Annotated in this window: 17 protein-coding genes; 4 read left to right on the top strand and 13 right to left on the bottom strand. The window is 68.9% G+C overall.

Annotation, left to right across the window (positions count from 1 at the left end):
* Positions 1–252 precede the first annotated feature (252 nt).
* The 9 genes from RGD00_RS02825 to capB all read right to left on the bottom strand — a co-directional run bounded on the left by RGD00_RS02825 (position 253) and on the right by capB (position 10,770).
* Complete coding sequence (locus RGD00_RS02825) at positions 253–1,236, bottom strand: GntR family transcriptional regulator (RefSeq protein WP_310455714.1); 984 nt, start codon at positions 1,234–1,236, stop codon at positions 253–255.
* Positions 1,233–2,477, bottom strand: coding sequence for an ABC transporter substrate-binding protein (locus RGD00_RS02820; RefSeq protein ID WP_310455713.1), 1,245 nt, complete (start codon positions 2,475–2,477; stop codon positions 1,233–1,235). The genes RGD00_RS02825 and RGD00_RS02820 overlap by 4 nt, the downstream gene beginning before the upstream one ends.
* Before the next feature lie 49 nt (positions 2,478–2,526).
* Positions 2,527–3,498, bottom strand: a complete 972-nt coding sequence (locus RGD00_RS02815; RefSeq protein WP_310455711.1) for a 5-oxoprolinase subunit C family protein — start codon at positions 3,496–3,498, stop codon at positions 2,527–2,529.
* Positions 3,488–4,363 carry a 5-oxoprolinase subunit B family protein gene (locus RGD00_RS02810; protein WP_310455709.1) on the bottom strand — a complete coding sequence of 292 codons (876 nt, stop codon included), beginning with the start codon at positions 4,361–4,363 and terminating at the stop codon, positions 3,488–3,490. Before RGD00_RS02810 ends, RGD00_RS02815 begins: the two co-directional genes overlap by 11 nt.
* On the bottom strand, positions 4,360–5,742 hold the full coding sequence (locus RGD00_RS02805) for an acetyl-CoA carboxylase biotin carboxylase subunit (protein WP_310455708.1): 1,383 nt from the start codon (positions 5,740–5,742) through the stop codon (positions 4,360–4,362). Before RGD00_RS02805 ends, RGD00_RS02810 begins: the two co-directional genes overlap by 4 nt.
* Positions 5,742–5,978, bottom strand: a complete 237-nt coding sequence (locus RGD00_RS02800) for an acetyl-CoA carboxylase (protein WP_310455707.1) — start codon at positions 5,976–5,978, stop codon at positions 5,742–5,744. The genes RGD00_RS02805 and RGD00_RS02800 overlap by 1 nt, the downstream gene beginning before the upstream one ends.
* Positions 5,979–5,993: 15 nt before the next feature.
* Positions 5,994–6,722 (bottom strand): 5-oxoprolinase subunit PxpA, encoded by a 729-nt coding sequence (gene pxpA / locus RGD00_RS02795; protein WP_310455706.1) that lies wholly within the window; start codon positions 6,720–6,722, stop codon positions 5,994–5,996.
* Positions 6,723–6,824: 102 nt separating this feature from the next.
* Positions 6,825–8,906, bottom strand: a complete 2,082-nt coding sequence (gene capA / locus RGD00_RS02790) for a caprolactamase subunit alpha (RefSeq protein WP_310455705.1) — start codon at positions 8,904–8,906, stop codon at positions 6,825–6,827.
* A 109-nt stretch (positions 8,907–9,015) separates the two neighbouring features.
* Positions 9,016–10,770, bottom strand: a complete 1,755-nt coding sequence (capB, locus tag RGD00_RS02785) for a caprolactamase subunit beta (RefSeq protein WP_310455703.1) — start codon at positions 10,768–10,770, stop codon at positions 9,016–9,018.
* A 323-nt stretch (positions 10,771–11,093) separates the two neighbouring features.
* On the opposite strand from capB, the gene RGD00_RS02780 reads away from it, so the two are divergent.
* Positions 11,094–12,050: an AraC-like ligand-binding domain-containing protein gene (locus RGD00_RS02780; protein WP_310455701.1), complete on the top strand. Its 957-nt coding sequence runs from the start codon at positions 11,094–11,096 to the stop codon at positions 12,048–12,050.
* Between the two features lie 292 nt (positions 12,051–12,342).
* On the opposite strand, the gene epmA is transcribed toward RGD00_RS02780, so the two are convergent.
* A complete protein-coding gene (epmA, locus tag RGD00_RS02775) occupies positions 12,343–13,395 on the bottom strand; it encodes an EF-P lysine aminoacylase EpmA (RefSeq protein ID WP_310455700.1) in 1,053 nt (350 codons plus the stop codon).
* 103 nt (positions 13,396–13,498) lie between these two features.
* Between epmA and efp the strand changes: the two genes are divergently transcribed.
* The gene (efp, locus tag RGD00_RS02770; protein WP_310455698.1) at positions 13,499–14,068 is read left to right on the top strand and encodes an elongation factor P; all 570 of its coding nucleotides are present in this window, start codon (positions 13,499–13,501) and stop codon (positions 14,066–14,068) included.
* Between the two features lie 454 nt (positions 14,069–14,522).
* Here the strand turns inward: efp and RGD00_RS02765 are convergent, their stop codons facing one another.
* The 3 genes from RGD00_RS02765 to RGD00_RS02755 form a co-directional block, all read right to left on the bottom strand.
* On the bottom strand, positions 14,523–16,121 hold the full coding sequence (locus RGD00_RS02765; RefSeq protein ID WP_310455697.1) for a GMC family oxidoreductase: 1,599 nt from the start codon (positions 16,119–16,121) through the stop codon (positions 14,523–14,525).
* Between the two features lie 21 nt (positions 16,122–16,142).
* Positions 16,143–17,267, bottom strand: a complete 1,125-nt coding sequence (locus RGD00_RS02760; protein WP_310455695.1) for an NADH:flavin oxidoreductase/NADH oxidase — start codon at positions 17,265–17,267, stop codon at positions 16,143–16,145.
* A gap of 66 nt (positions 17,268–17,333) precedes the next feature.
* Positions 17,334–18,500 carry a YbfB/YjiJ family MFS transporter gene (locus RGD00_RS02755; protein ID WP_310455693.1) on the bottom strand — a complete coding sequence of 389 codons (1,167 nt, stop codon included), beginning with the start codon at positions 18,498–18,500 and terminating at the stop codon, positions 17,334–17,336.
* A gap of 579 nt (positions 18,501–19,079) precedes the next feature.
* Here RGD00_RS02755 and RGD00_RS02750 point away from each other — a divergent pair.
* Entirely contained in the window at positions 19,080–20,051 is a 972-nt protein-coding gene (locus RGD00_RS02750) for an efflux RND transporter periplasmic adaptor subunit (protein WP_425603350.1), read from the top strand.
* A complete protein-coding gene (locus RGD00_RS02745) occupies positions 20,044–23,265 on the top strand; it encodes an efflux RND transporter permease subunit (protein WP_310455691.1) in 3,222 nt (1,073 codons plus the stop codon). Before RGD00_RS02750 ends, RGD00_RS02745 begins: the two co-directional genes overlap by 8 nt.
* Positions 23,266–23,384: the final 119 nt, after the last annotated feature.

Genomic DNA, 23,384 nt, shown 5'->3' with positions numbered 1-23,384 from the left:
CGTCGCTGACTCCCCTAGACGTGTCCAACCCTGTAGCGGCGCATTGTCGTCTGCACCTGCCGTGCGAAGTGCCGCCGCAGCAGCATCAAACTGTATATCGTATAAAATAGCGAATAGATCTGTCTGTCAACATGTGTCTTTCTTTCTTTTGGCGTATATTCAGGGCATGAAAACCGCAGACATGCCCATGTATTCCGCAAAAATGCGAGAACACCGCAAACTTCAAAATGGATAAAGAACGCAATATACGTTTTATTGAGGCGTCAGATAGGGCGCGAGCTTGCGTGTCTCGCTGATCACGGCGACGATCTTCATCCGGGCGAGGTTCTTGCGCGCCATGATGTGCAGGTGGTCGCGCAGGTATTCCGCCGCGGAATCAATCGGATGGCGGGCGATGAGGTGGAAAAGCGTCCGGTACTGGTCCAGCGCGATGTCGTCCGGCGGCAGGCCGAGCCCGGTCAGCGCCCGGTTCACCGCCGACAGAAGCAGCCGGTTGTTGCGGATCATTTCGACGAGAGTCGTGTTTGGTGCCTGCGCGATGCACTCGTCCATCAGCGCGTCCTCCAGCGCCTCCCAGGTCAGGTCGGGGTCGGCGCCGATGCGGTTGCGAATCGCCTCGACGGCGGCATAGCGGATGTGGGGCGCGGCAAGGCGCAGCGCCGCCGGTTCGACGATGGCGCGCAGCTCGAACTTCTCGCGCAGGGTGCGGGCGGTCAGGGGGCCGGCGATCCAGTGGGAACTGGGGTTCTTCTGGATCAGCCCGCGTTCCTGCAACCGCGCCAGCACGTCGCGCACCACGGTGCGGCTGACGCCCAGATAGTCGGCCAGTTCGGTTTCCACGATGCGGTATTCGCCGAACACCTGACAGGTGGCGACCTCTTCCTCCACCTGGTCGTAGACATGCCGCCAGGTGCCGCGCACCTGAAGCGCGTCGTCCACCGCCGCGGGGATTTCCAGCGCGAAATCGCGGATGTCGCGGCGCAGCGGCGCCACCTCCGCCCCCGGCGGGCCGACGAGAAAGCCGCGCCCCTCGAACCGGTGGATCAGCCCCTCGGCCTGCAAGCGGCGCAGGGCCGATTGCACGGGCGCGCGGCTGGTCTGCATCAGCGCCGCGATCGGCCCTTCCAGCAGCACCAGCCCCGGCGGCAGGCGGCCCTCGGCGATGTTTTCGCGCAGGACCTGGGTGATGAGTTCATAGCGCGGTTCCTGCGCCAGCGGGTTCGCGGTCCTGATCATGGCGCCCCCGCATTCACACGCTGGATGAACCGGTCCCAGACCCGGACGGCGTAGTTGTATTCCTCCATCACCGTGTTCCACACCGCGATGCGGCTGAGCCGTTCGCGATAGGCTCCCCCTGCCCGGCGCGCGCCCGCGCGCACCACGATCTGGCCCGAGGGCCCCGGCAGGTCGCAGGCCGCCGGCGCGCCCTCGTACCAGTAGGCCCATTCCTCGGGCGTCATCTGGGTGCGCGCGCGTTCGGGGGTGGAAATGTAATAGCCCTGCCGGGCCATGATCGCCCCGGCGCGCCCGGCCAGCCACCAGTTGAGATATTCATAGGCCATGTCGAGTTCCGCCCCCGCGGCATGGCGCGACAGGCTCGCCCCCCCGTGCCAGGCGCGATAGCCCTCGGCGGGCGCGGCCTCGGCGAAAAGGCCGGTCATCGGGCCCAGATCGCCATAGACGGGCGACCACATGCTCTGCACCGCGACGCGGCCCTCGTGCAGCAGGCGCGCCGCATCCTCGCCGTTGCGCCAGGATCCGCAGAAATAGCCCTGCCGGCGGCGATCCTCCAGCAGAGCCATCAGCGCGTCGATTTCCGCGATGGTCATGTTGCCGATATCGGCGAAGGACAGCTCTCCCGTCGCCTCGGCGGCCAGCGCCGCATCGAAAAGGCCGATGGCGGGTTCGTCCACCAGCGCGATCCGGCCCTTGGCGCGCGGGTCAAGAAGCCAGGCCCAGCTTGGCGTCCGGGGCGCCTCGCCGGTGCCGAACACGCGGGGGTCGAAGCCGAAGCTGTCGACGTTGTGCACCGTGGGCAGCATCGCGATCTGCCGCCCCGGCCGGTCGCCCAGAAAACCCCCGGGCTGGATGTAAAGCTTGCCCACCGGCGCGTCGCCATGCCCGCGCCAGGCATATTTGCTGACCCCGCCGGTCTTGGTCAGGTCGGACATGCTGTCCCATTCGACGATGCGCTGCGTGTCGATGGGCTGCAACGCGCCCCAGAACCACACGATGTCGAGATTCTGGAAGCAGTGTTCGTAGACGTCGTAGGCCTCGGGTTCCAGCGCCGCACGGCGCTGGCATTCCACGAAGTCGAGCAGTTCGTAATCGACCCGGAACCCCAGATCCCGTTCCGCCTGTTCGCGCATCTGGCTGAGCAGCGTGATCGAGGTGCCGCGCACGCGCAGCCGGCGGCGGGCCACCCCCGGGGGGGCCGCAAGGGCGCCGTTCACCTCGGTCTTGCCGGTCGATCTCACCTTCGATGCTCCCTGTCAGGGGCGGCGGGTGGGCCCGCCGCCGCCGGTCCTATTCCAGCGCCGCGGTGATCGCGGCCAGGGTGGCCTTGCGTTCGGCCCGCGCCGCCAATGCCTGATCCATCGTCACCGGCACGAAGCGCGTGGGGGTATGCGGCTGCAACTGGCCGATCAGGTCCATGTCGGCGGACACCACCGTGCCGATCATGAAATACCCCCCGCCCGACACCGCATCGCGGTGCAGCACGATGGGTTCCGTCCCCGAGGGCACCTGGACGGACCCATAGGGATAGGGCGCATCCACGATGTTCGACGGGTCGGACCCGGCGCCGAAGGGCGGTTCGCGCGGCACGAAATCCAGCACGCGGCCCGCCTTGAAGCGATAGCCGATCCGGTCGGCCTCGGGCGCGACCTTCCAGATGTCCTCGAAGAACGCCTTGCCCGCGCCTTCGGTGATCCGGTGCCAGTAGAGCCCGGGCACCATGCGCAGTTCCGCCGGATTGCCGGGCCCGCGGCGCAGGTTTTCGGCCAGCACGCGGCCCTCGGCCACCGTGGCCCCCTGCCCGACCGGCAGCACATCGCCCGGTTCCAGCTTGCGCCCGTTGAAGCCGCCGAGCGCGCCGAGCGCATAGGTGGACCGCGATCCCAGGACCACCGGCACGTCGATGCCGCCCGAGATGGCGATATAGGCCCGCGCGCCCTTTTTCAGGAACCCGAAGGACAGCACCTGCCCCTTCTTCACCCGGAACGCCGTCCAGCCCGGCTGTTCGACGCCATCGACCTTGGGCGGCATCTCTGCCCCGGTCACGGCCACCATGGCGTCCTGTTGGAATTCCAGTTCCGGGCCCAGGAACACCGCCTCCAGCGCCGCGGCGCCGGCGGGGTTGCCGACCAGCAGGTTCGCGGCCGTCAGCGAAAGCTGGTCCATCGCCCCCGACAGCGGGATGCCCAGATGGTAATACCCCGGCCGGCCCAGATCCTGCACCGTCGTGGCAAGGCCCGGCTTGATGACATTAACGGCCATTGAGCGCCTCCATCACCTTGGCATTGGTGCCATCCATGTCCTTCTTGAAATCGGCCAGCGAAAAGGTCACAGGCGCGATCCGCGGCATCCAGCGGCCGGCCTCGACCTCGGCCAGGGTATGGTCGTATTCGGCGCGGTCGATGGGGGTGAACTTCACGATGTCGCCCGGCGTGAAAAGGCACATGAAATCGCGCAGATACGGCACCTCTTGCGCGGGGTCGAAGATCGGCATCGGCGTGATGCCGAACATCTGGTAGCCGCCCGCACCGCGCACCGAATAGATGCAGCCGAAACAGCCCCCGTGCCCCACCGTCAGGCGCGGCGTGTCGGTGCGCGGGCGCAGGTATTTCGGCGACTGGATCTGCCGCGCGCGGTCCACCATCTGGTAAAGGAACGGCAGCCCCGCGACGAAGCCCACCATCGACACGAACCACGGCGCGCCGGAATGCGCCTTGACGAAACCGTCCACCCCGTCGAGATCGTTGATCCGCGCGGTATATTCGATGTCGGTGGAACCCGGGTCCTGATGGCGTTCGCGGAACCGCATCAGCGTCTCATGCGTCCAGGGATCGTTGTAGAGAACCGGCACCTCGATGATGCGGGTATCGAGCACCGAACTGCCCACATCCGCCGCGGCCTCCAGCGCCTTCAACTCGCGCATCATGTCGTCGGGCGCGATCACGTCGGGGTCGAAACGCACGAGGAACGACGCGTTGGCCGGGCAGATTTCCGTCACGCCGGGGATCTTCGCCTCTTTCAGCGCGGTGGTGATCGACATGCCCTTGAAGAAAGCGTCGAGCGACATTTCCTCGTCGCATTCGACGAAGACATGTTCGTCGCCGCCGAAGGAATACCGGGTCTTCATGCACTTCCTCCTTCTGCCGCCAGCGCCGCGGCGTTCTGCTCCAGCCAGGGTTCCAGCCAGCGGGTGTGGAAATCGCCGAGCCGCACGCCCGGGTCGCGGGCCAGCGCCTGATGCAGCGGTTTGGTGGTGGCGATGCCGCCGACCTGCAATTCATCCAGCGCGCGGGCCATGCGGGCGATGGCGGATGCGCGGTCCTCGTCCCAGACGATCAGCTTGGCCAGCAATGAATCGTAAAAGGGCGGGACGGTGTAGCCGTCATAGAGCATGGAATCGAACCGCACCCCCGCACCGCCGGGCACGCGCAGGCCGCTGATCGTGCCCGGCCCGGGCTTGAAGTTCTGCGCCGGATCCTCGGCGCAGATGCGCACCTCGATCGCGTGGCCGTTCAGCCGCACGTCCTCCTGCGCCAGGCGCAGGGGTTCGCCGCCGGCGATGCGGATCATCTCGCGCACGAGGTCGATGCCGGTGATCATCTCGGTCACGGGATGTTCCACCTGGATGCGGGTGTTCATCTCGATGAAGTAGAAATGCCCCGTCGCATCGTCGTAAAGGTATTCCAGCGTCCCCGCCCCGCGATATTTCACCGCCTCGGCCAGCGCGACGGCAGAGGCGCAGAGCCGCGCGCGCATCTCCTCGGGCAGGGTGGCCGAGGGCGCCTCTTCCCAGACCTTCTGGCGGCGGCGTTGCAGCGAACATTCGCGTTCAAAGCAATGGATCGCGCGGGCGCCGTCGCCGAGGATCTGCACCTCGATATGCCGCGCGCGTTCGATCACCTTCTCGATATACAAACCGCCGTCGCCAAAGGCCGATTTCGCCTCTGCCGCGGCCTGGGGCATCAGGCGGTCGAATTCCTCCATGTCGTGGCAGATGCGGATGCCGCGCCCGCCGCCGCCCGCCGCGGCCTTGATCATCAACGGAAAGCCGATGGCCAGCGCCACCGCGCGGGCCTGCGCGGGATCGTCGATGCGCCCGTCCGATCCGGGCACCACGGGCACACCGGCGGATTCGGCGGCGACCCGCGCGGCCACCTTGTCGCCCATCACCCGGATCGCATCGCCCGAAGGCCCGACCCAGACCAGCCCCGCCGCCACCACCGCATCGGCGAAATCGGCGTTTTCGGCCAGAAAGCCATAGCCCGGATGCACCGCATCCGCGCGGGTATCGGCCGCGGCCTTCAGGATCGCGGCGATGTTGAGGTAGCTTTTCGCCGCCATCGGCGGGCCGATCAGCACGGCTTCATCCGCCATCCGCACGGCAAGGCTGTCGGTGTCGGCGGCGGAATGGACCTGTACGGTGGCAATCCCCAGTTCGCGCGCGGCGCGGATGATCCGCACCGCGATCTCGCCCCGGTTGGCCACCAGAAGCTTGCGGATCGCCATCAGCCCAGGTCCACCAGCGGCTGGCCGGCCATCACGGGTTCTTCGTCATCGGCGGGAAAGCCGGTGATGGTGCCCGCCTGATCGGCCACGACCTCGTTGAAGGATTTCATCACCTCGATCAGCCCCACCACATCGCCCACCGCCACGGCATCGCCCACATCCTTGAAGGCGGGCTGGTCGGGGGCGGGCTTGCGGTAGAAGGTGCCGGGCAGCGGCGACAGGATCTGTTTGGTCATGCGTTGCATCCCTTGTCAGGCAGAGGTCAGGTAAGGCTCGACGGCGGCGCGCACCCGGCGCGCGACGGCGACCGCATTGGGCGTGTCGGAATGCACGCAGATCGCATCGGCCCGCACCGTCACGTCCTTGCCGTTCACGCTTGTCACCTTGCCCTCGCGGATGGCCCGCAGGCAAGCCTGCGCGGCGTGATCTTCATCCGTCGCGGCATGTTCGCGGGTGATGATGACGCCGCCTTCGTCGTTATAGTCCAGATCGGCGTAGAATTCGGAAATGAACCCGTGCCCGCGCGCGGTATAGACCTGTTCGTGCAGCGTGCCGGCCATGCCCATCAGCGGCACCCTGAACACATCCGCCGCATCGGCCACGGCATGGGCGATGTCCTCCATCCGCGCGGCCATGCCGTAAAGGCTGCCGTGCGGCTTGATGTGGTTCAGTTCCATCCCCTCGGCTTTCAGAAAGCCCGACAGCGCGCCGATCTGGTAGATGATGCAGTTCGCCAGTTCCTCGCGCCCGATCTTCATCTCCCGCCGCCCGAAGCCCTGAAGGTCGGGCAGCGAGGGATGCGCGCCCACCTTGACCCCGTGCTTCTTCGCCAGTTGCACCGTCGTGCGCATGTGGTTGAAATCCGAGGCGTGAAAGCCGCAGGCGACATTGGCCACGTCGATCAGCGGCATCAGCCCGGCATCGTCGCCGATCTTCCACAGGCCGAAACTTTCGCCCATGTCGCAATTGATGATGGTCATGCTGGTCTCCCTGTTATCGTTGGTTGGCCCCGAGGGTCCGAAACCTCGGGGCCAACGTCAAGTGCGCCCTGTGTCCCGGCGGCGATCCGCGCCGGGGCGGGTTCACTCTTCGGTCATGGTCAGCACATAGACCCCGCTGTCGTGCAGGTCGGCGACCCAGCCCGGCTCGATCACGATGGTGGTCGTCACCTCCTCGATCACCGCGGGGCCGGCGATGCGGTCGCCCGCGCCCAGTTTCGCGCCGTTGTAGACGGGCGTGTCCTGCGCGGTGCCGTCGGCGCGGAAGATCATCTCGCGCGTGCCGTCGAGCGCGGTATGCGCGCCCCTGCCCGCCGCGATGCTCACCCGCCTGGGCTTGTCCACCCGGCCCCAGATCGCGCTTTCGACGTTCACCACCTCGACCGCGCTTTGCGGTTCGGAATAGGTGTAGAGTTCCTCGTGCCGGGCGTGGAAGGCGGCCTTGAGCTTTTCCAGCGCCGCCTCGTCGACGGTGAACGGGTCCACGTCCACGGTGCATTCATGCACCTGCCCGACATAGCGCATGTCGAGGCTGCGGCGGATGGCGATGCGGTCCTCGGTAAACCCGTCCTCGGCCAGATCCTGGCGGCCCCGCGCCTCCAGCCCGTTGAAAAGGGTGTCGAGCTTCGCCGCCGCCTCTGCCCCTTCCAGACGCACCGGGGCGGGGGCCATGTAGTTGTACTTCACATCCGAAATGATCTGCCCATAGGCGCAGAGCCCCGAAGCGAGTTTGGAAATCAGGATCTTGCGGATCCCCATTTCCCGCGCCAGCGCGGTGATATGCGCCGCCGTCGCACCGCCCGCGCAGTTCAGCACGAAGTCGCGCGGGTCGTAGCCGCGTTCGACCGACACGCGGCGGATCGCGTTCACCATGTTGTTGTTCACGATGGTGAACATGCCGTAGGCGGCCTTTTCCACGCTCATGTTCAGCGGATCGGCCAGATGCGCCTGCACCGCGCCGCGCGCCTTTGCCACGTTCAGCGGCAGCCGCCCGCCCACCAGCCCGTCGGGGTTGAGATAGCCGAGGACAAGGTTCGCGTCGGTGGTCGTCGGCCGCTCGCCCCCCTGGTCATAGCAGGCGGGCCCCGGTTCGGACCCCGCCGACTGCGGCCCCATCTGCATCAAGCCCATCGAGTCGATCCAGCCGATGGACCCCCCGCCCGCGCCGAGCGTTTCCACCTGGATCATCGGGATGCCGATGCGGTAGCGCAAAAAGTCGATGTTCTTCGACACGTTGGCCCGGCCGTCGCGGGTCAGGGTGATGTCGAAGGACGTGCCGCCCATGTCGACGGTGATGATGTTCTTCAGATCCCAGGGCGCACCGATGTAAAGCGCGGCCTGCGGCGCCGACGCGGGGCCGGAGTTGATGGCATAGACCGACTGGTCCGTCACCACCGACCCCACCGCAAGCCCGCCGTTCGACTGGAAGTAGCGCACCGGGTTCCGGGCGCCGAGGCTGCGGAAATAGCCGTCCACCGCCTCGACATAGCGTTGCAGGATGGGGGCGAGGTAGGCGTTCACGATGGCGGTCGAGGTGCGGGTGTATTCGCGCACCTGCGGGTAAAGCTGGCTGCCCACCGTCAGGCGCACGTCCGGCATCATCTCGCGCACGATTTCCGCCGCGCGCAGTTCGTGCTGGGGATGCAGCACCGACCAGACGAAGGAAATGGCGACCGACTGCACGCCTTCCTTGAGGAAGAAGCGGCAGGCGTCGCGCACGTCGTCCTCGTTCATCGGCGTGTGGACGGCGCCGGTGGAAATCACCCGTTCGCGCACCGGGCGGCGCAGGTAGCGCGGCACCAGCATCGTCGCGGGCGGATATTCCGGGTCGTAGCGGTAGCCGTCTTCCTTGTGGCCGAGGCGGATCTCGATGCTGTCCTCATGGCCCGAGGTGGCGATGAGGCCGGTCTTGGCGCCGGTATGGGTGATCAGCGCGTTCAGCCCCACCGTGGTGCCGTTGATGCACAGGTCGGCGTTCGACACGATCTCGGTCGGCGTGATGCCGGTTTCCTCCTCGATCAGTTTCAGGCCGTTGCGGATGGCCAGCGTCGGGTCCTGCGGCGTGGACAGCGCCTTGAAGATGCGGACCTCGCCGTCGCGGTCGGCCAGGATGAAGTCGGTGAAGGTGCCGCCCGCGTCGATGCCGAGGCGATATTTGTTCAGCATGGTATGCTTCCTTGGTGGCGTCGGGGCCCGTGGCTGCTGCCGGCGCCGGGGGCTGCCTGCCCCCGGACCCCCGAGGATATTTCTGGACAGAAAATGTGCGCGTCGCGGATCAGGCGGCGGCCGCGCGCAGTTTCCGGGTGGCGTCGTGATCGACGGCGAGGGTTTCGGCATCGGTGATGACGACACCGTAGTCGGCCTTGGCCCCCGCGAGGCTGACGAGGCCGTTGCGCACGTCCTCGACCACCTTCTGGATGTCGCGTTCATACGGGTTGCCGTAGCCGCCGCCGCCGGGGTTCTTGTTGGCCGCGCGTTCGCCGGGCTGGATCGTCTCGATGACGTTTTCGGTGATGATCTTGGTCTCGCCGTTGCGCGTGACCTCCAGCCGCCCGACCTTGGGCGCGACCATGTTCGACTTCGCCCCCGCGGCCCCCATCGCCGGGATGCGGCGGCCTTCGCCGAAGGTGATCAGCGTCATCGGGGTATCCAGCGGCTCCACCTCCCAGCAGGTGCCGGACCCGCCGCGGTTCTTGCCCGCGCCGCCCGAATCCTCCATCAGCCCGTAGCGGTGGATGATGATCGGGTAGCTGTGTTCCAGCATCTCGATATCTCCGCTGGTCAGCGCGCCGAAGCAGCATTCCGGCCCGCAGGCATGCCAGCCGTCCTGGCTTGCCGTGGCCCCGGCGCCCGAGATGATCGAGGCCAGCACCATGGTCACATATTCCTCGTCATGCCGCTTGTCCCAGCCGGCGATGTTGCAGCCGTTGGCATGGCCCCAGCTTGCCGAAACCTTGGCGGGCGCCGCCTGCTCGAACGCCAGCCGCACGGCATCGGTCAGCGTTTCCATCGGCGTCGTGGTGCAGTTCATGTGCGGCGCGGGCGATTTCGCGTTGCAGAGCGTGCCCTTGGGGCCCATGTCGGTGGTGACGCAGCGATAGAGCCCCTCGTTGTAGGGCGGCGGAAGCTGCGCGAACATCATCAGGCCCAGATAGACGCCCGAATGGCTGTTCCCTTCATAGCTGTTGATGAAATAGGGCACCTGCGGGGGCGAGTTCACGGCGATATGGCAGTTGTCGCCGGTGATCGTCACCGTCGCGGTGATCTCGAAATCGCCGAAGCCGTGGCCGGCGTCCTCGAGGATCGCGGTGCCGGTATAGGTGCCGTCCGGGACCTCGGAGATGAGCTTGCGCATATGCGCCTCGGCCATGTCCAGCAGTTCGGCGATGCAGTCCTGCACCATGTCCTTGCCGTATTTGTCCATCAGCCCGGTCAGCGCCCTCGCGCCCACCTTGCAGGCGCCGATGAGCGCGTTGAAATCGCCCTCTTGGTCGCGGCGCGCGCGCATGTTGGTCAGCAGCAGGTTCATCACGTCATGGCGGGGCTTGCCCTTGTCCCACAGCTTGACGGGGGGGATGCGCAGACCCTCGGCATAGATCTCCGTCGCCGCGGGGTTGTAGCCGGCGGGCACCGGGCCGCCGATGTCGGTCAGGTGGCCCTTGCAGACGGTCCAGAACACCAGCTCGCCCTCGTAGAACACGGGGTAGTACATGCAGGTGTCGATGATGTGCGACCCGCCATAGGCCGGGTCGTTGTGCAGGATCAGGTCGCCATCGTGGATGTCGCCCTCGAAGAACTTCGCCACCGACTTCATCGCCGGGATCAGCGAGCCGAGGTGGATCGGGATGTCCTGCCCTTGCAGGATCATTTCCGGCGTGTGGTTGAAAAGCGCGGTGGAATAGTCGTGCGCGAGGTTGAAGACCGAACTGCGCGCGGTCTGTTCCAGCGTCAGGGTCATCTCGCGCTGCGTCGTCTCCAGCACGCCGCGCACGACCGAAAGCGTGATCGGGTCGACCTTCCGTTTGGTCATGGTCCATCCTTCCTGTGGGGCCGTCCGGCCGCGCAGGCGCCATCGCCGCCCCGGAAGGGGTGGTTGTCCGGCGAAACTCCCTGCACTGGCCGATTCCCGGCTTCTTGAACTCTGGCAATCAGCGTCGCGCGATTCGGGGGCGGCGTCTTGCAGGCCAGCGCGGAAGGATTTGGCAATCCGTGCACCCGGGCCGTGCACCCGGGCCCTGCACCCGGCCCCATCGGGTGCGGCAAGACGGCGGCGGGGCGGAAATGCCTTGCAATGAGGTGCCGCGGGACTATCTAGAATCAACCCATGTCACGCTGTCGGGGGGTGGCGCGTCCATGCAGACCAAGGCACACAGCACCGATCATGTGGCCGCGCCGGAACGCGCGGGCCACTGGAACGCCGTGATCGCCGAGGCCTATTTCCCCCTGCAACTGACCTTCCGCGATGCCGGGGCCTTTCAGGGCCGGCTGGAAAAGGGCAGCGTCGGCGCGGTGTCGCTGTCGCGGTTGCAGACGCAGCCGCTGCGCTATGAACGCAACCTGCGCCACATCGCCGGCACGACGGAAGAGGAATACCTGATCACCATCCCCCGCCGCGCGCCGGTCGATTTCCGGCAACTGGGCCGCGACGTGCGCTGCGACCCCGGCGGGTTCATCATCGAACGCGGGGACGAGCCCTACCGGTTTTCCTACGAGGCGCCGAACGACCTTTACGTGCTGAAGGTGGCCCGGCCGGTGCTGGCGGAAAAGATCCGCAGCCCCGACCGCCATTGCGCGCAGGTGTTCGACGGGCGCGGGGGGATGGGGGCGCTGTTCGTATCGATGGCGCAGCAGGTGCAGGCGCAGCGCGACGTGGATCCCCGCAGCGCCGAGGTGCTGGGACGGCAGCTGATCGAACTGCTGGCGCTGGCGGTCGACGGGCAGGCAGGCGGGGGCGAGGGCGTGCGCTCGGCCGTGCGCGAGGCGCATCTGCGCCGGGCCGAAGCGGTGATCCGCCGCAGCCTCGCCGACCCCGCGCTGTCGCCCGACATGGTGGCCGAGGCCTGCGGGATTTCCAAACGCTACCTGCACGAACTGTTCGCAGAGGCCAACAGCACCGTGTCGCAATATATCCGCGACCAGCGCCTCATCGCCGCGCGCGACCTGCTGCAACTGCCGGGCACCATGCCGATGTCGGACATCGCCTACCGCTTCGGCTTTTCCGACCAGGCGCAGTTTTCCCGCCTGTTCAAGGCCAAGTTCGGCCAGACCCCCTCGGGCTATCGCCAGCAGCACGCGGCGCGGGGCGGCTAGACCCCCGCCCGGCAGCCCCGGGACCGCCGCCTCGGGGGGCATCGAGCCCCCCTCGCCGGCGCTGCCGCGGCCCGGTGGCGACGCTGGCCGCATCTTCGGACGGGTGGAGCGGGTGGGCAGGTCGGGGGCCTCCGGCGGGGATATTTGGGGACAGAAAATGCGGCGGCCGCGCTTGCCCGGCAAGGGTGGGCGGCTTCATCTTTTTCCAAATACTCCCGCCGGAGGCTGCCGACGGATGTCAGGGGCACGGCCCCGCCGAAAGGGCGATGGCCGTGGCGCGGGGCCGGCCCTCTCACGCCACCGGGGTCCAGAGCACGTCGTCGATGCGCGGGGCGGCGGTGGCCAGCATCACCAGCCGGTCGAAGCCCATCGCGATGCCGCTCGCGGCGGGCATATGGGCGAGGGCCGCGAGGAAATCCTCGTCCAGCGGGTAGCGCTCGCCATAGACGCGGTGTTTTTCCGCCATCTCGGCCTCGAACCGGCGGCGCTGTTCGGCGGGGTTGGTGAGTTCGCCGAACCCGTTCGCCAGTTCCACCCCGCAGGCGTAAAGCTCGAACCGTTCGGCCACGCGCGGGTCGTCGGCAGCGGGGCGCGCCAGCGCCGCCTCGGCCACCGGATAGCGGTCGAGCACCGTCAGGCGGCCATGGCCCAGATGCGGCTCCACCGCCGCGACCAGCACGCGGCTGAGCATGTCGGACCAGGTGTCGTCCGCCGCCGTGCGGTGGCCGCGCGCGGCCAGTTGCGCGCGCAGGGCGGGGGCGTCGGTCGTCCCGTCGGGGGCGAGAGTGGCCAGCAGGTCGATGCCGGCGTGGCGCGCGAAGGCCTCTGCCACCGACAGCCGTTCGGGTTCGGCGAAGGGATCGCATTCATGGCCGCTGAACCGCAGCGCCGTGCCCCCCGCCGCCCGCACCGCCAGCCGCGCCAGCGCCGCGCAATCGGCCATCAGCACCTCGTAGCCCTGCCCGGCGCGGTACCATTCCAGCATGGTGAATTCGGGGCTGTGCAACACCCCCCGTTCGCGGTTGCGCCAGACATGGGCGAAGGCGGCGATGCGGGTCTCGCCCGCCGCCAGCAGCTTCTTCATTGCGAATTCGGGGCTGGTGTGCAGATACATCGCCCGGCCCGCGCCGTCATAGCCTAGGGCCTCGGTCGCGAAGGCATGCAGATGCGCCTCGTTTCCCGGGCTGACCTGCAACGCGACGGGATCGACCTCGGTGAACCCCTCGGCCGCCAGCCAGCCGCGCAGGGCCGCCTGGATCCGGTTGCGCGCCAGCAGCGCCGGGCGGCGGTCGGCATGGCGTTCGGGCGACCACCAGGGCGGGGCATCGGGCGTTCCGGCGGGCATTTCGGTGTCCTTGGGGCTGGCGATTCCGGTCAGGATGCGCTAGGGCGCGGTCATCCCGCCCCGCCCTACCGCGCGGGCGCGCCGCAAACAAGGATCGAAACCCGTGGTCAAAGTCATCGCCTCCAGCATCCGCAAGGGCAACGTCATCGACATGGACGGCAGGCTCTATGTCGTTCTTCAGGCCCAGAACATCCACCCCGGCAAGGGCACGCCCGTGACCCAGGTCGACATGCGCCGCATCGCCGACGGGGTGAAGGTATCGGAACGCTGGCGCACGACCGAACAGGTGGAACGCGCGACGGTGGACGAACGCGAATACGATTTCCTCTACGAGGACGGCGAGGGCTATCACTTCATGGAGCCCGAGACCTATGAACAGCTCGCCGTGTCGCCCGATGTGGTGGGCGACGGCAAGGTGTTCCTGACCGAGGGGATCCGCGTCTATCTCAAGACCTTCGAGGGCAATGCGATCGCCATCGAATATCCCCAGAAGGTGACGGTCGAGATCGCCGAGACCGAGCCGGTGGTGAAGGGCCAGACGGCCTCGTCGTCCTACAAGCCCGCGATCTGCACCAACGGGCTGCGGGTGATGGTGCCGCCGCATATCGGCGCGGGCACCCGGATCGTGATCAACACCGAGGACAATTCCTACGTCGAGCGCGCGAAGGACTGACGCGCCCTGCGGCAGGGCCGGAACATGCGGGCGGTGGCGCGGGCCACCGCCCGTTTTCGTTGCCGCCGCCGGGGCGGGGCCAGCTGTCGCCGGAAAACACCTGAGAGCCGCGACCATACCGCCTTTTCCCTGCCGTCACAGGGCATGAGCGCGGTTTGGCCGGGCGGGATCAGGAAACGCATTGCGTTTCCCCCGCCCGTTCGCGCGGGGTTGCCGTCAGGAATGGTGTGCCGGGAAATCCTGGTAGGCCAGCGCCTGCCCCGGCGGGCGAGTAGCGCCCGCCATGGGCGGGGCGCTGGTCGAGGGCTTGGGGCCCCCGGCCGGGGCAACTCCACCTGAATCGCGGTGGCGAAGGCACGCGCCTTCGCCAGACAGCGCGGTGAATGCGAATTCCGATCCGGCTTGCGGCCAGGTGAGTGAGCCGGCATTCCTACCGCCCCCGTCAGGCCCGCCCTCACCCCCGCCCGCGCAGAATATCCGCCGCGCGTTCCGCGATCATCACCACCGGGGCATGGGTGTTGCCCGACACGATCCGCGGCATGACCGAAGCGTCGGCGACGGTGACATTCGTCAGCCCCCGCAGCCGCAACTGCGGATCCACCACCGCGCCCGCATCGCCCGCAGGCCCCATGCGCGCGGTGCCCACGGGGTGGAAGATCGTGGTGGCGATGCGGCCCGCCGCCGCGACCGGATCGGCGTCGGCATCCACCTCCGCCCCCGGCAGCACCTCTTGCGGCGCCATCCCCGCCATCCGCCGCGTCGCCATCAGCCGCCGCGCCAGCCGGACCGAGGCGACGGCGACCTCCATATCCTCGGGCGTGGACAGATAGCCGGGCGCGATCCGCGGCGCCTGCCGCCAGTCGGGCGATTGCAGCGTCACCGCCCCGGTGCTGGTCGGGCGCAGGTTGCAGACCGAAACGGTGATCGCCGGATCGCGGTGCAGCGGCTGCCCGAAGGCATCCAGCGACAGGGGCTGGACGTGGAATTCCACGTTCGGCGTGGCATGACGCGGATCGGTGCGGGTGAAGATGCCCAACTGGCTCGGCGCCATCGCCATCGGGCCGCGCCGGAACAGCGCATATTCCGCCGCGATCCCCGCACGCCCCAAGGGCCGCGCCGCGCGGTCGTTCAGCGTGCGCACGCCGGACACCCGGAACACGGTGCGGATCTGCAAATGATCCTGCAAGTTCCGCCCCACCGGCAGGTCGAGCCGCGGCGCGATGCCCAGATCGGCCAGGTGATCCGCCGGGCCGATGCCCGACAGCATCAGGATCTGCGGCGTGCCGACCGCCCCCGCCGCCAGCACCAGTTGCCCGGCCACATCCACCCTGCCCGGCCGGCCCCCGCGGTCATAGTCCACCGCCGTCACCCGGCCGTCCGCCAGCACCAGCCCCGTCACCTGCGCCTGCGTCAGGATCGTCAGGTTCGCCCGCGCCCGCACCTTGCGGCCCAGAAAGGCGCGCGCCGCGCTATGCCGCAGGCCGGATTTCTGCGTGACCTCGAAATAGCCCACGCCCGCATTGTCGCCGGCGTTGAAATCCGCCGTGGGGGCAATGCCCAGTTCGCCCGCCGCCTCCGCCACCGCGTCCAGCACCGGCCAGTGAAGCCGCTGGCGTTCCACCCGCATCTCGCCCGCCGTCCCGTGGGCGGGCCCGCCGGCATGATGCGCCTCGGACCGGATGAACAGCGGCAGCACGTCGTCCCAGCCCCATCCGGTGCAGCCCATCTGCGCCCAACCGTCGTAATCGGCCGCCTGCCCGCGCATGTAGATCATGCCGTTGATCGACGAACAGCCGCCCATCAGCTTGCCGCGCGGGTAAAGGATCGACCGCCCGCCGAGGCCCGGTTCGGGTTCGGTCCGGTACATCCAGTCGGTGCGGGGGTTGCCGATGCAGTAGAGGTAGCCCACGGGGATATGCACCCAGTGGTAGCGGTCGGATCCGCCCGCCTCGATCAGCAGGACGCGGGCGCGCGGGTCCTCGGACAGGCGGTTCGCCAGCACGCAGCCGGCGGAGCCCGCACCGATGATGACGAAATCGAAGCTTCCTTCCATCGCCCCTCCCTGCGCGCGCCGCTATCGCCGCAGCGAGGCCGCGCGCCGTTCCAACCACCAGCCCGCCTGCGGCGGCCAATGGTCCCACCGGTCGCCCGTCAGCGCCCGTTCGGCATGCAGCGGCCAGTTCGGATCGTCGAGCGCGGTGCGTCCGATGGCGATCAGGTCGGCATCGCCTTCGGTCAGCGCGGCCTCGGCCTGATGGGGGTCGAGGATCAGCCCCACCGCCATCGCGGGGATCCCCGCGCCCTCGCGCACCGCGCGGGCATAGGGCAGCTGGAACCCCGGCCCGCGGGGCACGCGCGAGGCGGTGGCGCTGCCCAGCATCCCGCCGGTCGAGCAATCCACCACATCCACCCCGAGCGCCTTCAGTTCCCGGGCGAAGGCCACCGTATCCTCCACCGTCTGCCCGCCATCGGCCCCGTCCACGACCGAGACGCGCACGAACACCGGCCGGTCGGCGGGCCAGATCGCGCGCAGGTCCGCCGCCACCTCCAGCGCCAGGCGCATGCGGCGCGCGCGGTCGCCGCCATAGGCATCGTCGCGCGTATTCGACAGGGGCGACAGGAATTCGTGCAGCAGATAGCCATGCGCGGCATGGATCTCGATCACGTCGAACCCGGCCGCCAGCGCGCGGCGGGCGGCGGCGGCGAAATCGGCCCGGACCTGCGCGATACCCTCGAGGCTCAGCGCCTGCGGCACCGGCCAGCCCTCGGCCATCGCCAGCGCAGAGGGCGCGACCACGGGCCAGGCGGGTTCGCCCCGCAGATCGGCATCCTCGGGGCCGAGCGGCCCCGCGCCATGCCAGGGCCGCTGGCTGGCCGCGCGCCGGCCGGCATGGGCAAGCTGCACCCCCGCCGCCGCGCCCTGCGATTTCACGAAAGCCGCGACCCGCGCCATGGGGGCGATCTGCGCATCCTCCCACAGCCCCAGATCGCCGGGCGAGATGCGGCCCTCGGGGCTGATCGACGTGGCCTCGAACAGCACCAGCCCCGCCCCCCCCATCGCCAGCCGCCCGTAATGCGCCAGATGCCAGTCGTTCGCGATCCCGCCTTGCGCCGAATACTGGCACATGGGCGAGATCACGATGCGGTTGCGCAGCGTCAGCCCGCGCAGGGCCATGGGGGTGCAGAGGGTGGCTGTCATCTTCGGGTCTTCCATTCCGGTCCGGTTCGCCCCGACGATAGCCGCCCCCGCCGCAGGGGCAAGGCGCTATTGCGCGGGCGCCGCCACCGGGCGCAGCCGGGCAAGGACCATGCCCCCGGTCAGAATCCCCATCGCCACGACGGTCAGCAGGCCCGAGGCCAGCAGGACCTCGCGATAGGCCGCAACGCCGCCGCCGAACAGACCCAGCAGCAGCGGCCCCGCCGCCTGCCCCACGCCGCCGCCGAAGGTCAGCGCGCCGAAGCCCCGCCCGCCCAGACCGTGCCGGCCGAGCGCGGCGACCAGAAACGGCGTCGCCATGAAGGTGGTGCCGAAGATCGCCGCCGCCAGCAGCGCGACCCAGCCCGCATCCGAGGCCACCGGCAACAGGATCGCGGTGGTCTGCATCACATAGTTCAGCAGCAGCGCGCGGGCATAGCCGATACGCTTGGCGATCGCGCCCGCCCAAAGGCCGCTCGGCACCGCAAAGAGGCCGACGACGATCCATACCCAGTCGGCCACGCCCTCCAGCCCCGGGCGGGCCTTGATGATCGCCACCACGAAGGTGGCGAAGGCGGCAAAGCCGATGCCGCCGATGGAATAGGTGAAGAACAGCGGCCAGAACGGAAACACCTGCGGCAGATGGCGCGGCGGGCGGCGGCCCTCGCGCCGCGGCAGGTCGGCATCGCGCACCCCCGACAGGATCACCGGCACCGCGGCCACCGAGATCGCCCCCGCCACCACCCAGATGGCGGCCGAATCCATCCACCGCGCCGCCTGCGGCACCAGAAGGCCGCTGGCCGCGATCCCCGCGCCCATGCCGCAGAACAGCCAGCCCACCCGCGCGTCGTCGCCGATCCGCGCCAGCGCGTCCGACACGATCCCGGTGCAGCAGATCAGCGCAAAGGCGTTGCCCGCCCCCGACAGCACCCGGATCGCCTGCCACGCCGCGGGATCGTCGGTCAGCCCCATCGCCAGTGTCGTCAGCACGCTGACCAGCACGCCCGCCCGGAACCCCCACAGCCGCGCCCGCCCCCGCGCACAAAGCAGCGCCAGCAGCGACCCCACCAGATACCCCCCGAGGTTCAGCCCCGCGAGCGAACCGAAGAACGTCAGCGGCAGCCCGTGTTCGGCCTGCATCAGCGGCAGAAGCGGCGTATAGACGAAACGGCTGATGCCGAACGCGACAAGCACCGTCAGCAGCCCCCCGGCCAGCATCCTGTTGGTCTGGTTCATCTCGTCCTCCGCCATGGCCTCGCGCGGCGTACCATAGCCGCACCGGCGGGCGCCACCTGTCCCGGCCGGGGGGACTCGGGCGGGGATACGTGACCGGCCGCGACGGGGATGCCGGGGCAGGCCCCGGCCGACGGCCGCCCTTCCCCGCCGCAGGCGGATCGACCTTCCGCCCCCCGCCCCCGCGCCGTCTGGCGAAGGCGCGTGCCTTCGCCATGGGACAAGATTGGAGTTGCCCCGGCCTTTCCATTATTCCCGGCATCACCGTCGCTGACGGCACCGCCGCGCGACGGGCGGGGAAACGCGATGCGTTTCCTGATCCCGCCCGGTCCGGCCCCGGTGTGAGGGTCGATCCGACCCGGCGCAGGCGTATGTCTGGACACTCCGGGCAAGAGCGGCAGGTCTTCGGCATGCCCTGACATTTGCGGGGGACCCGGAGGCGCTGTGTCCGGCCTGCGTCCGCGCGCCTCACCCGGCAGATAGGCATTGCGCCCGGCGACGGGTTCATATATTCATAATCTTGAATTTGAATGCGCCGGGCCCCTGCCCGCCCCGATCGAGGACCGAACGATGCGCCAACCCCTGCTTGCCCTCGGCCTTGCGGCCGCGCTGGCCATGCCCGCCGCCGCGGCCCGGGCCGACACCGCGCCCCTGGCCCCCGTCGCCGTGACCGAATGGAAGGCCGTCTACGGCCGGATAGAGACGCGCGACCGCATTCCCGCCCGTGCGCGGATCGGCGGCACCGTCGCCAGCCTCGCCGTGGCCGAGGGCGATACCGTCGCCGCCGGTCAGGTGCTGGCCACCGTGGTCGATGCCAAGATCGGCTATCAGCTGTCGGCCATCGACGCCCGCGCCGCCGCGCTGGACGCGCAACTGGCCAATGCCCGGGCCGAACTGGAACGGGGCGAGAACCTTCTGCAACGCGGGGTGACGACGGCGCAGCGGCTCGACCAGTTGCGCACGCAGGTGGATGTGCTGACCGGACAGATCGCCGCCGTGCATGCCGAACGGCAGGTGCTGGAACAGCAGGCGGCCGAAGGCGCGGTGCTGGCCCCGGTCGCGGGCCGGGTGCTGGACGTGCCGCTGGCCGCGGGCGCGGTCGTCATGCCGGGCGAGGCGGTTGCGGCCATCGGCGGCGGCGGCTTCTTCCTGCGGCTCGCGGTGCCCGAACGCCATGCCGCAACGCTGGCCGAGGGCGACGCGATCCGCATCGAAACCGCAGCGGGCGAGGCCGAAGGCCGCCTTGCCCGCATCTATCCGCTGATCGAGAACGGCCGCGTGCTGGCGGATGTCGAGGTCGAGGGCCTGCCCGAAACCTTCGTCGACGCCCGCGTGCTGGTCCGCCTGCCGGTGGGCGCGCGGCAGGCGCTGCTGGTGCCCGCGGATGCGGTGGTCGGCCGCGCGGGGCTGGATTTCGTCATCGTCACCGGCCCCGCCGGGGCGAAGGAACGCGCCGTGGTCATCGGCCAGCGCCATGACATCGGCGGCGCGGCGATGGTCGAGGTGCTTTCGGGCCTGCGGCCCGGCGACAGGGTGGTGACGGGCAATGAGTGACAAGCTGGAAAACCGCCCGCTCGGCATGGCCGGGCATCTGACGCGGGGCTTCATCACCTCGGCGCTGACGCCCCTGTTCATCCTCGCCGCGCTGGCGGTGGGGATGGTCGCGCTGATCACCCTGCCGCGCGAGGAGGAACCGCAGATTTCCGTCCCTCTCGTGGACATCCATGTGCAGGCGCAGGGATTGCGGGCCGAGGATGCGGTCAAGCTGGTGACGGAGCCGCTGGAGGGCATCGTCAAGGGCATCAACGGGGTCGAGCACATCTATTCCCAGACCGCCGACGACCGCGCGATGGTGACGGCGCGGTTCATCGTCGGCACCTCTGCCGATGCCGCGATCCTGCGGGTGCATGAAAAGATCCGCGCCAACATGGACCGGATCCCTCTCGGCATTCCCGAACCGCTGGTGGTGGGGCGCGGGATCGACGATGTGGCCATCGTCTCTCTGACGCTGTCGCCCGCACCGGGGGCCGAAGGGGTCAGCGCCAACGACCTGACGCGCGTCGCGCGCGAATTGCGCACGGAAATCGCCAAGACCCCCGATGTCGGCCTGACCTATCTGGTGGGCGCGGCGCCCGAGGCGATCCGCATCGCGCCCGACCCCGAGCGGCTGGCGCTTTACGGGGTGACGCTGCAACAGCTGGCGGGCAAGGTGGCGCAGGCGAACCGGTCGCTCAACACCGGGCTGGTGCACGATCAGGGGCAGGAAATCGGGCTGGTGGCGGGCGAGACGCTGAGCGCGCCGGCGCAGGTGGCGAACCTGCTGCTGACCACCCGCGACAACCGCCCCGTCTATGTCGCCGATGTGGCGGATGTGCAGTTCGTGTCCGATACCTCGGACCATCTGGTGGCGCATGTGACCCGGGCAGAGGACGGCACGGTCGCGCGCAACCCGGCGGTGACGCTGGCCGTGGCGAAACGCGCAGGCGCGAACGCCGTGGTGGTGGCAGAGGCGATCCTGCACCGGGTCGAGGCGCTTCAGGGCCGCACCATCCCCGATACCGTCGCCGTGACGGTCACGCGCGACTACGGCGAGACCGCGAACGAAAAGGCCAACGAGCTGCTGTTCCACCTCGGCCTCGCCACGGTGTCGATCATCGGGCTGGTGTGGCTGGCCATCGGCTGGCGCGAATCCATCGTGGTCGCCATCGTGATCCCGGTGACGATCCTGCTGACGCTGTTCGCCGCCTGGATCATGGGCTACACGCTCAACCGGGTGTCGCTGTTCGCGCTGATCTTTTCCATCGGCATCCTGGTGGACGACGCCATCGTGGTGATCGAGAACATCGCCCGCCACTGGGGCATGAAGGACGGCCGCGACCGGGTGCGCGCCGCCATCGACGCGGTGGCAGAGGTCGGCAACCCCACCATCGTCGCCACCCTGACGGTGGTGGCGGCGCTGATGCCGATGCTGTTCGTGTCCGGCCTGATGGGGCCCTACATGTCGCCCATCCCGGCGAATGCCAGCGCGGCGATGATCTTTTCCTTCTTCGTCGCGGTGATCGTGACGCCCTGGCTGATGATCAAGATCGCCGGCCGGGCGCCGGTGCATGGCGAGGGGCACGGCGGCGGGCATGGGCATGACGACGCGGGCGGCGTTCTGGGCCGCATCTATTCCGCCGTCGCGCGGCCGGTGCTGGCGTCGAAGGGGCGCAGCCTCGGGTTCCTGCTGGTCACGGCGGTGCTGTCCTTCGGCTCGCTCGGCGCGCTTTACACCCGCGACGTGACGGTCAAGCTGCTGCCCTTCGACAACAAGTCGGAACTGTCGGTGACGGTGGACCTGCCCGAGGGCGCCTCGGCAGAGGCCACCGACCGCGTGGCGCAGGACGTGGCGCGCGCGGTGCTGGACCTGCCCGAGGTGCTGTCGGTCCAGACCCATGCCGGGGCCTCGGCCCCCTTCAACTTCAACGGGCTGGTGCGCCATTCCTACCTGCGGGCGGAACCGCATCTGGGCGAGGTGCAGATCAACCTCGACCACAAGGAACACCGCGACCGGACGAGCCACGCCATCGCGCTCGACATCCGCCAGCGGCTGGCGGCGCTGGACCTGCCGGAAGGCACCGTGCTGAAAACGGTGGAACCGCCGCCCGGCCCGCCGGTGCTGGCGACGCTGCTGGCGGAAATCTACGGCCCCGATGCCGACACGCGGCGCGCGGTGGCGCGCAAGGTCCGCGCGGCGTTCGAGGGCGTGCCCTATATCGTCGATGTGGACGACAGCTTCGGCGAACAGCCGCGGCGGCTGCGCGCGACGATTTCCACCGACGATCTGGACTTTTTCGGCGTGCAGGAGGCGGATGTGTTCGACACGCTGGCGATCCTGAACGGCGGGCAGGTGGTGGGCTATTCGCATCGCGGCGGCGGGCGGATGCCGATCCCGATCGAGATCGCGCGCGACGCCGGCGACCGGATGGTGGACGAACGTTTCCTGTCCACGCCGATCCCCGCCAATGTCCTGCCGGGCGCGCGCGGGGTGGTGGAACTGGGCGACGTGATCCGCCTGACCGAGGAACGGGCGAGCTTTCCCGTCTTTCGCCACAACGGCCGCGCCATCGAGATGGTCCAGGCGGAACTGGCCGGCGATTTCGAGGCGCCGCTCTACGGCATGCTGGCCGTGGCCGAGGCCATCGAGGCGATGGACTGGGAGGAGGGCACGAAACCCGTGATCCGCCTCAACGGCCAGCCCGAGGACGAATCCGCCGTGACGCTGCTGTGGGACGGCGAATGGGAGGTGACATGGGTCACGTTCCGCGACATGGGGGCGGCCTTCGCGGTGGCGCTTCTGGGAATCTACATCCTTGTCGTGGCGCAGTTCGGCAGCTTCCGCCTGCCGCTGGTGATCCTGACGCCGATCCCGCTGACCTTTCTGGGCATCGTCTTCGGCCACTGGATCTTCGCGGCGCCGTTTTCCGCCCCCTCGATGATCGGCTTCATCGCGCTGGCGGGGATCATCGTCAGGAACTCGATCCTGCTGGTGGATTTCATCCGCCACGCGCCCGCGGGCCTCGGCCCGGTCGAGGTGCTGATCCAGGCGGGGGCGATCCGGTTCAAGCCGATCCTGCTGACGGCGGTGGCGGCGATGATCGGGGCGGTGGTGATCCTCGCGGACCCGATCTTCCAGGGGCTCGCCATCTCGCTCCTGTTCGGGTTGCTGACCTCGACCCTGCTGACGGTGCTGGTGATCCCGGCGATCTATCGGGTGTTCAAGACCTGACGGATGCGTGGCGTCACGGTGGGCGCCGGGGGCCAGCCCCCGGACCCCCGGGATATTTTCAGACAGAAAATGAAGAGGCACCCCTGTTCATTTTCTGTCTGAAAATATCCCCGCCGGAG

Origin of the sequence: Ruixingdingia sedimenti, from assembly GCF_031432425.1 — a bacterium.
Classification (GTDB): Bacteria; Pseudomonadota; Alphaproteobacteria; order Rhodobacterales; family Rhodobacteraceae; genus Ruixingdingia; species Ruixingdingia sedimenti.
Note: the sequence above shows the minus strand (reverse complement) of the source record. Positions and strands in the feature narration are given on the sequence as shown.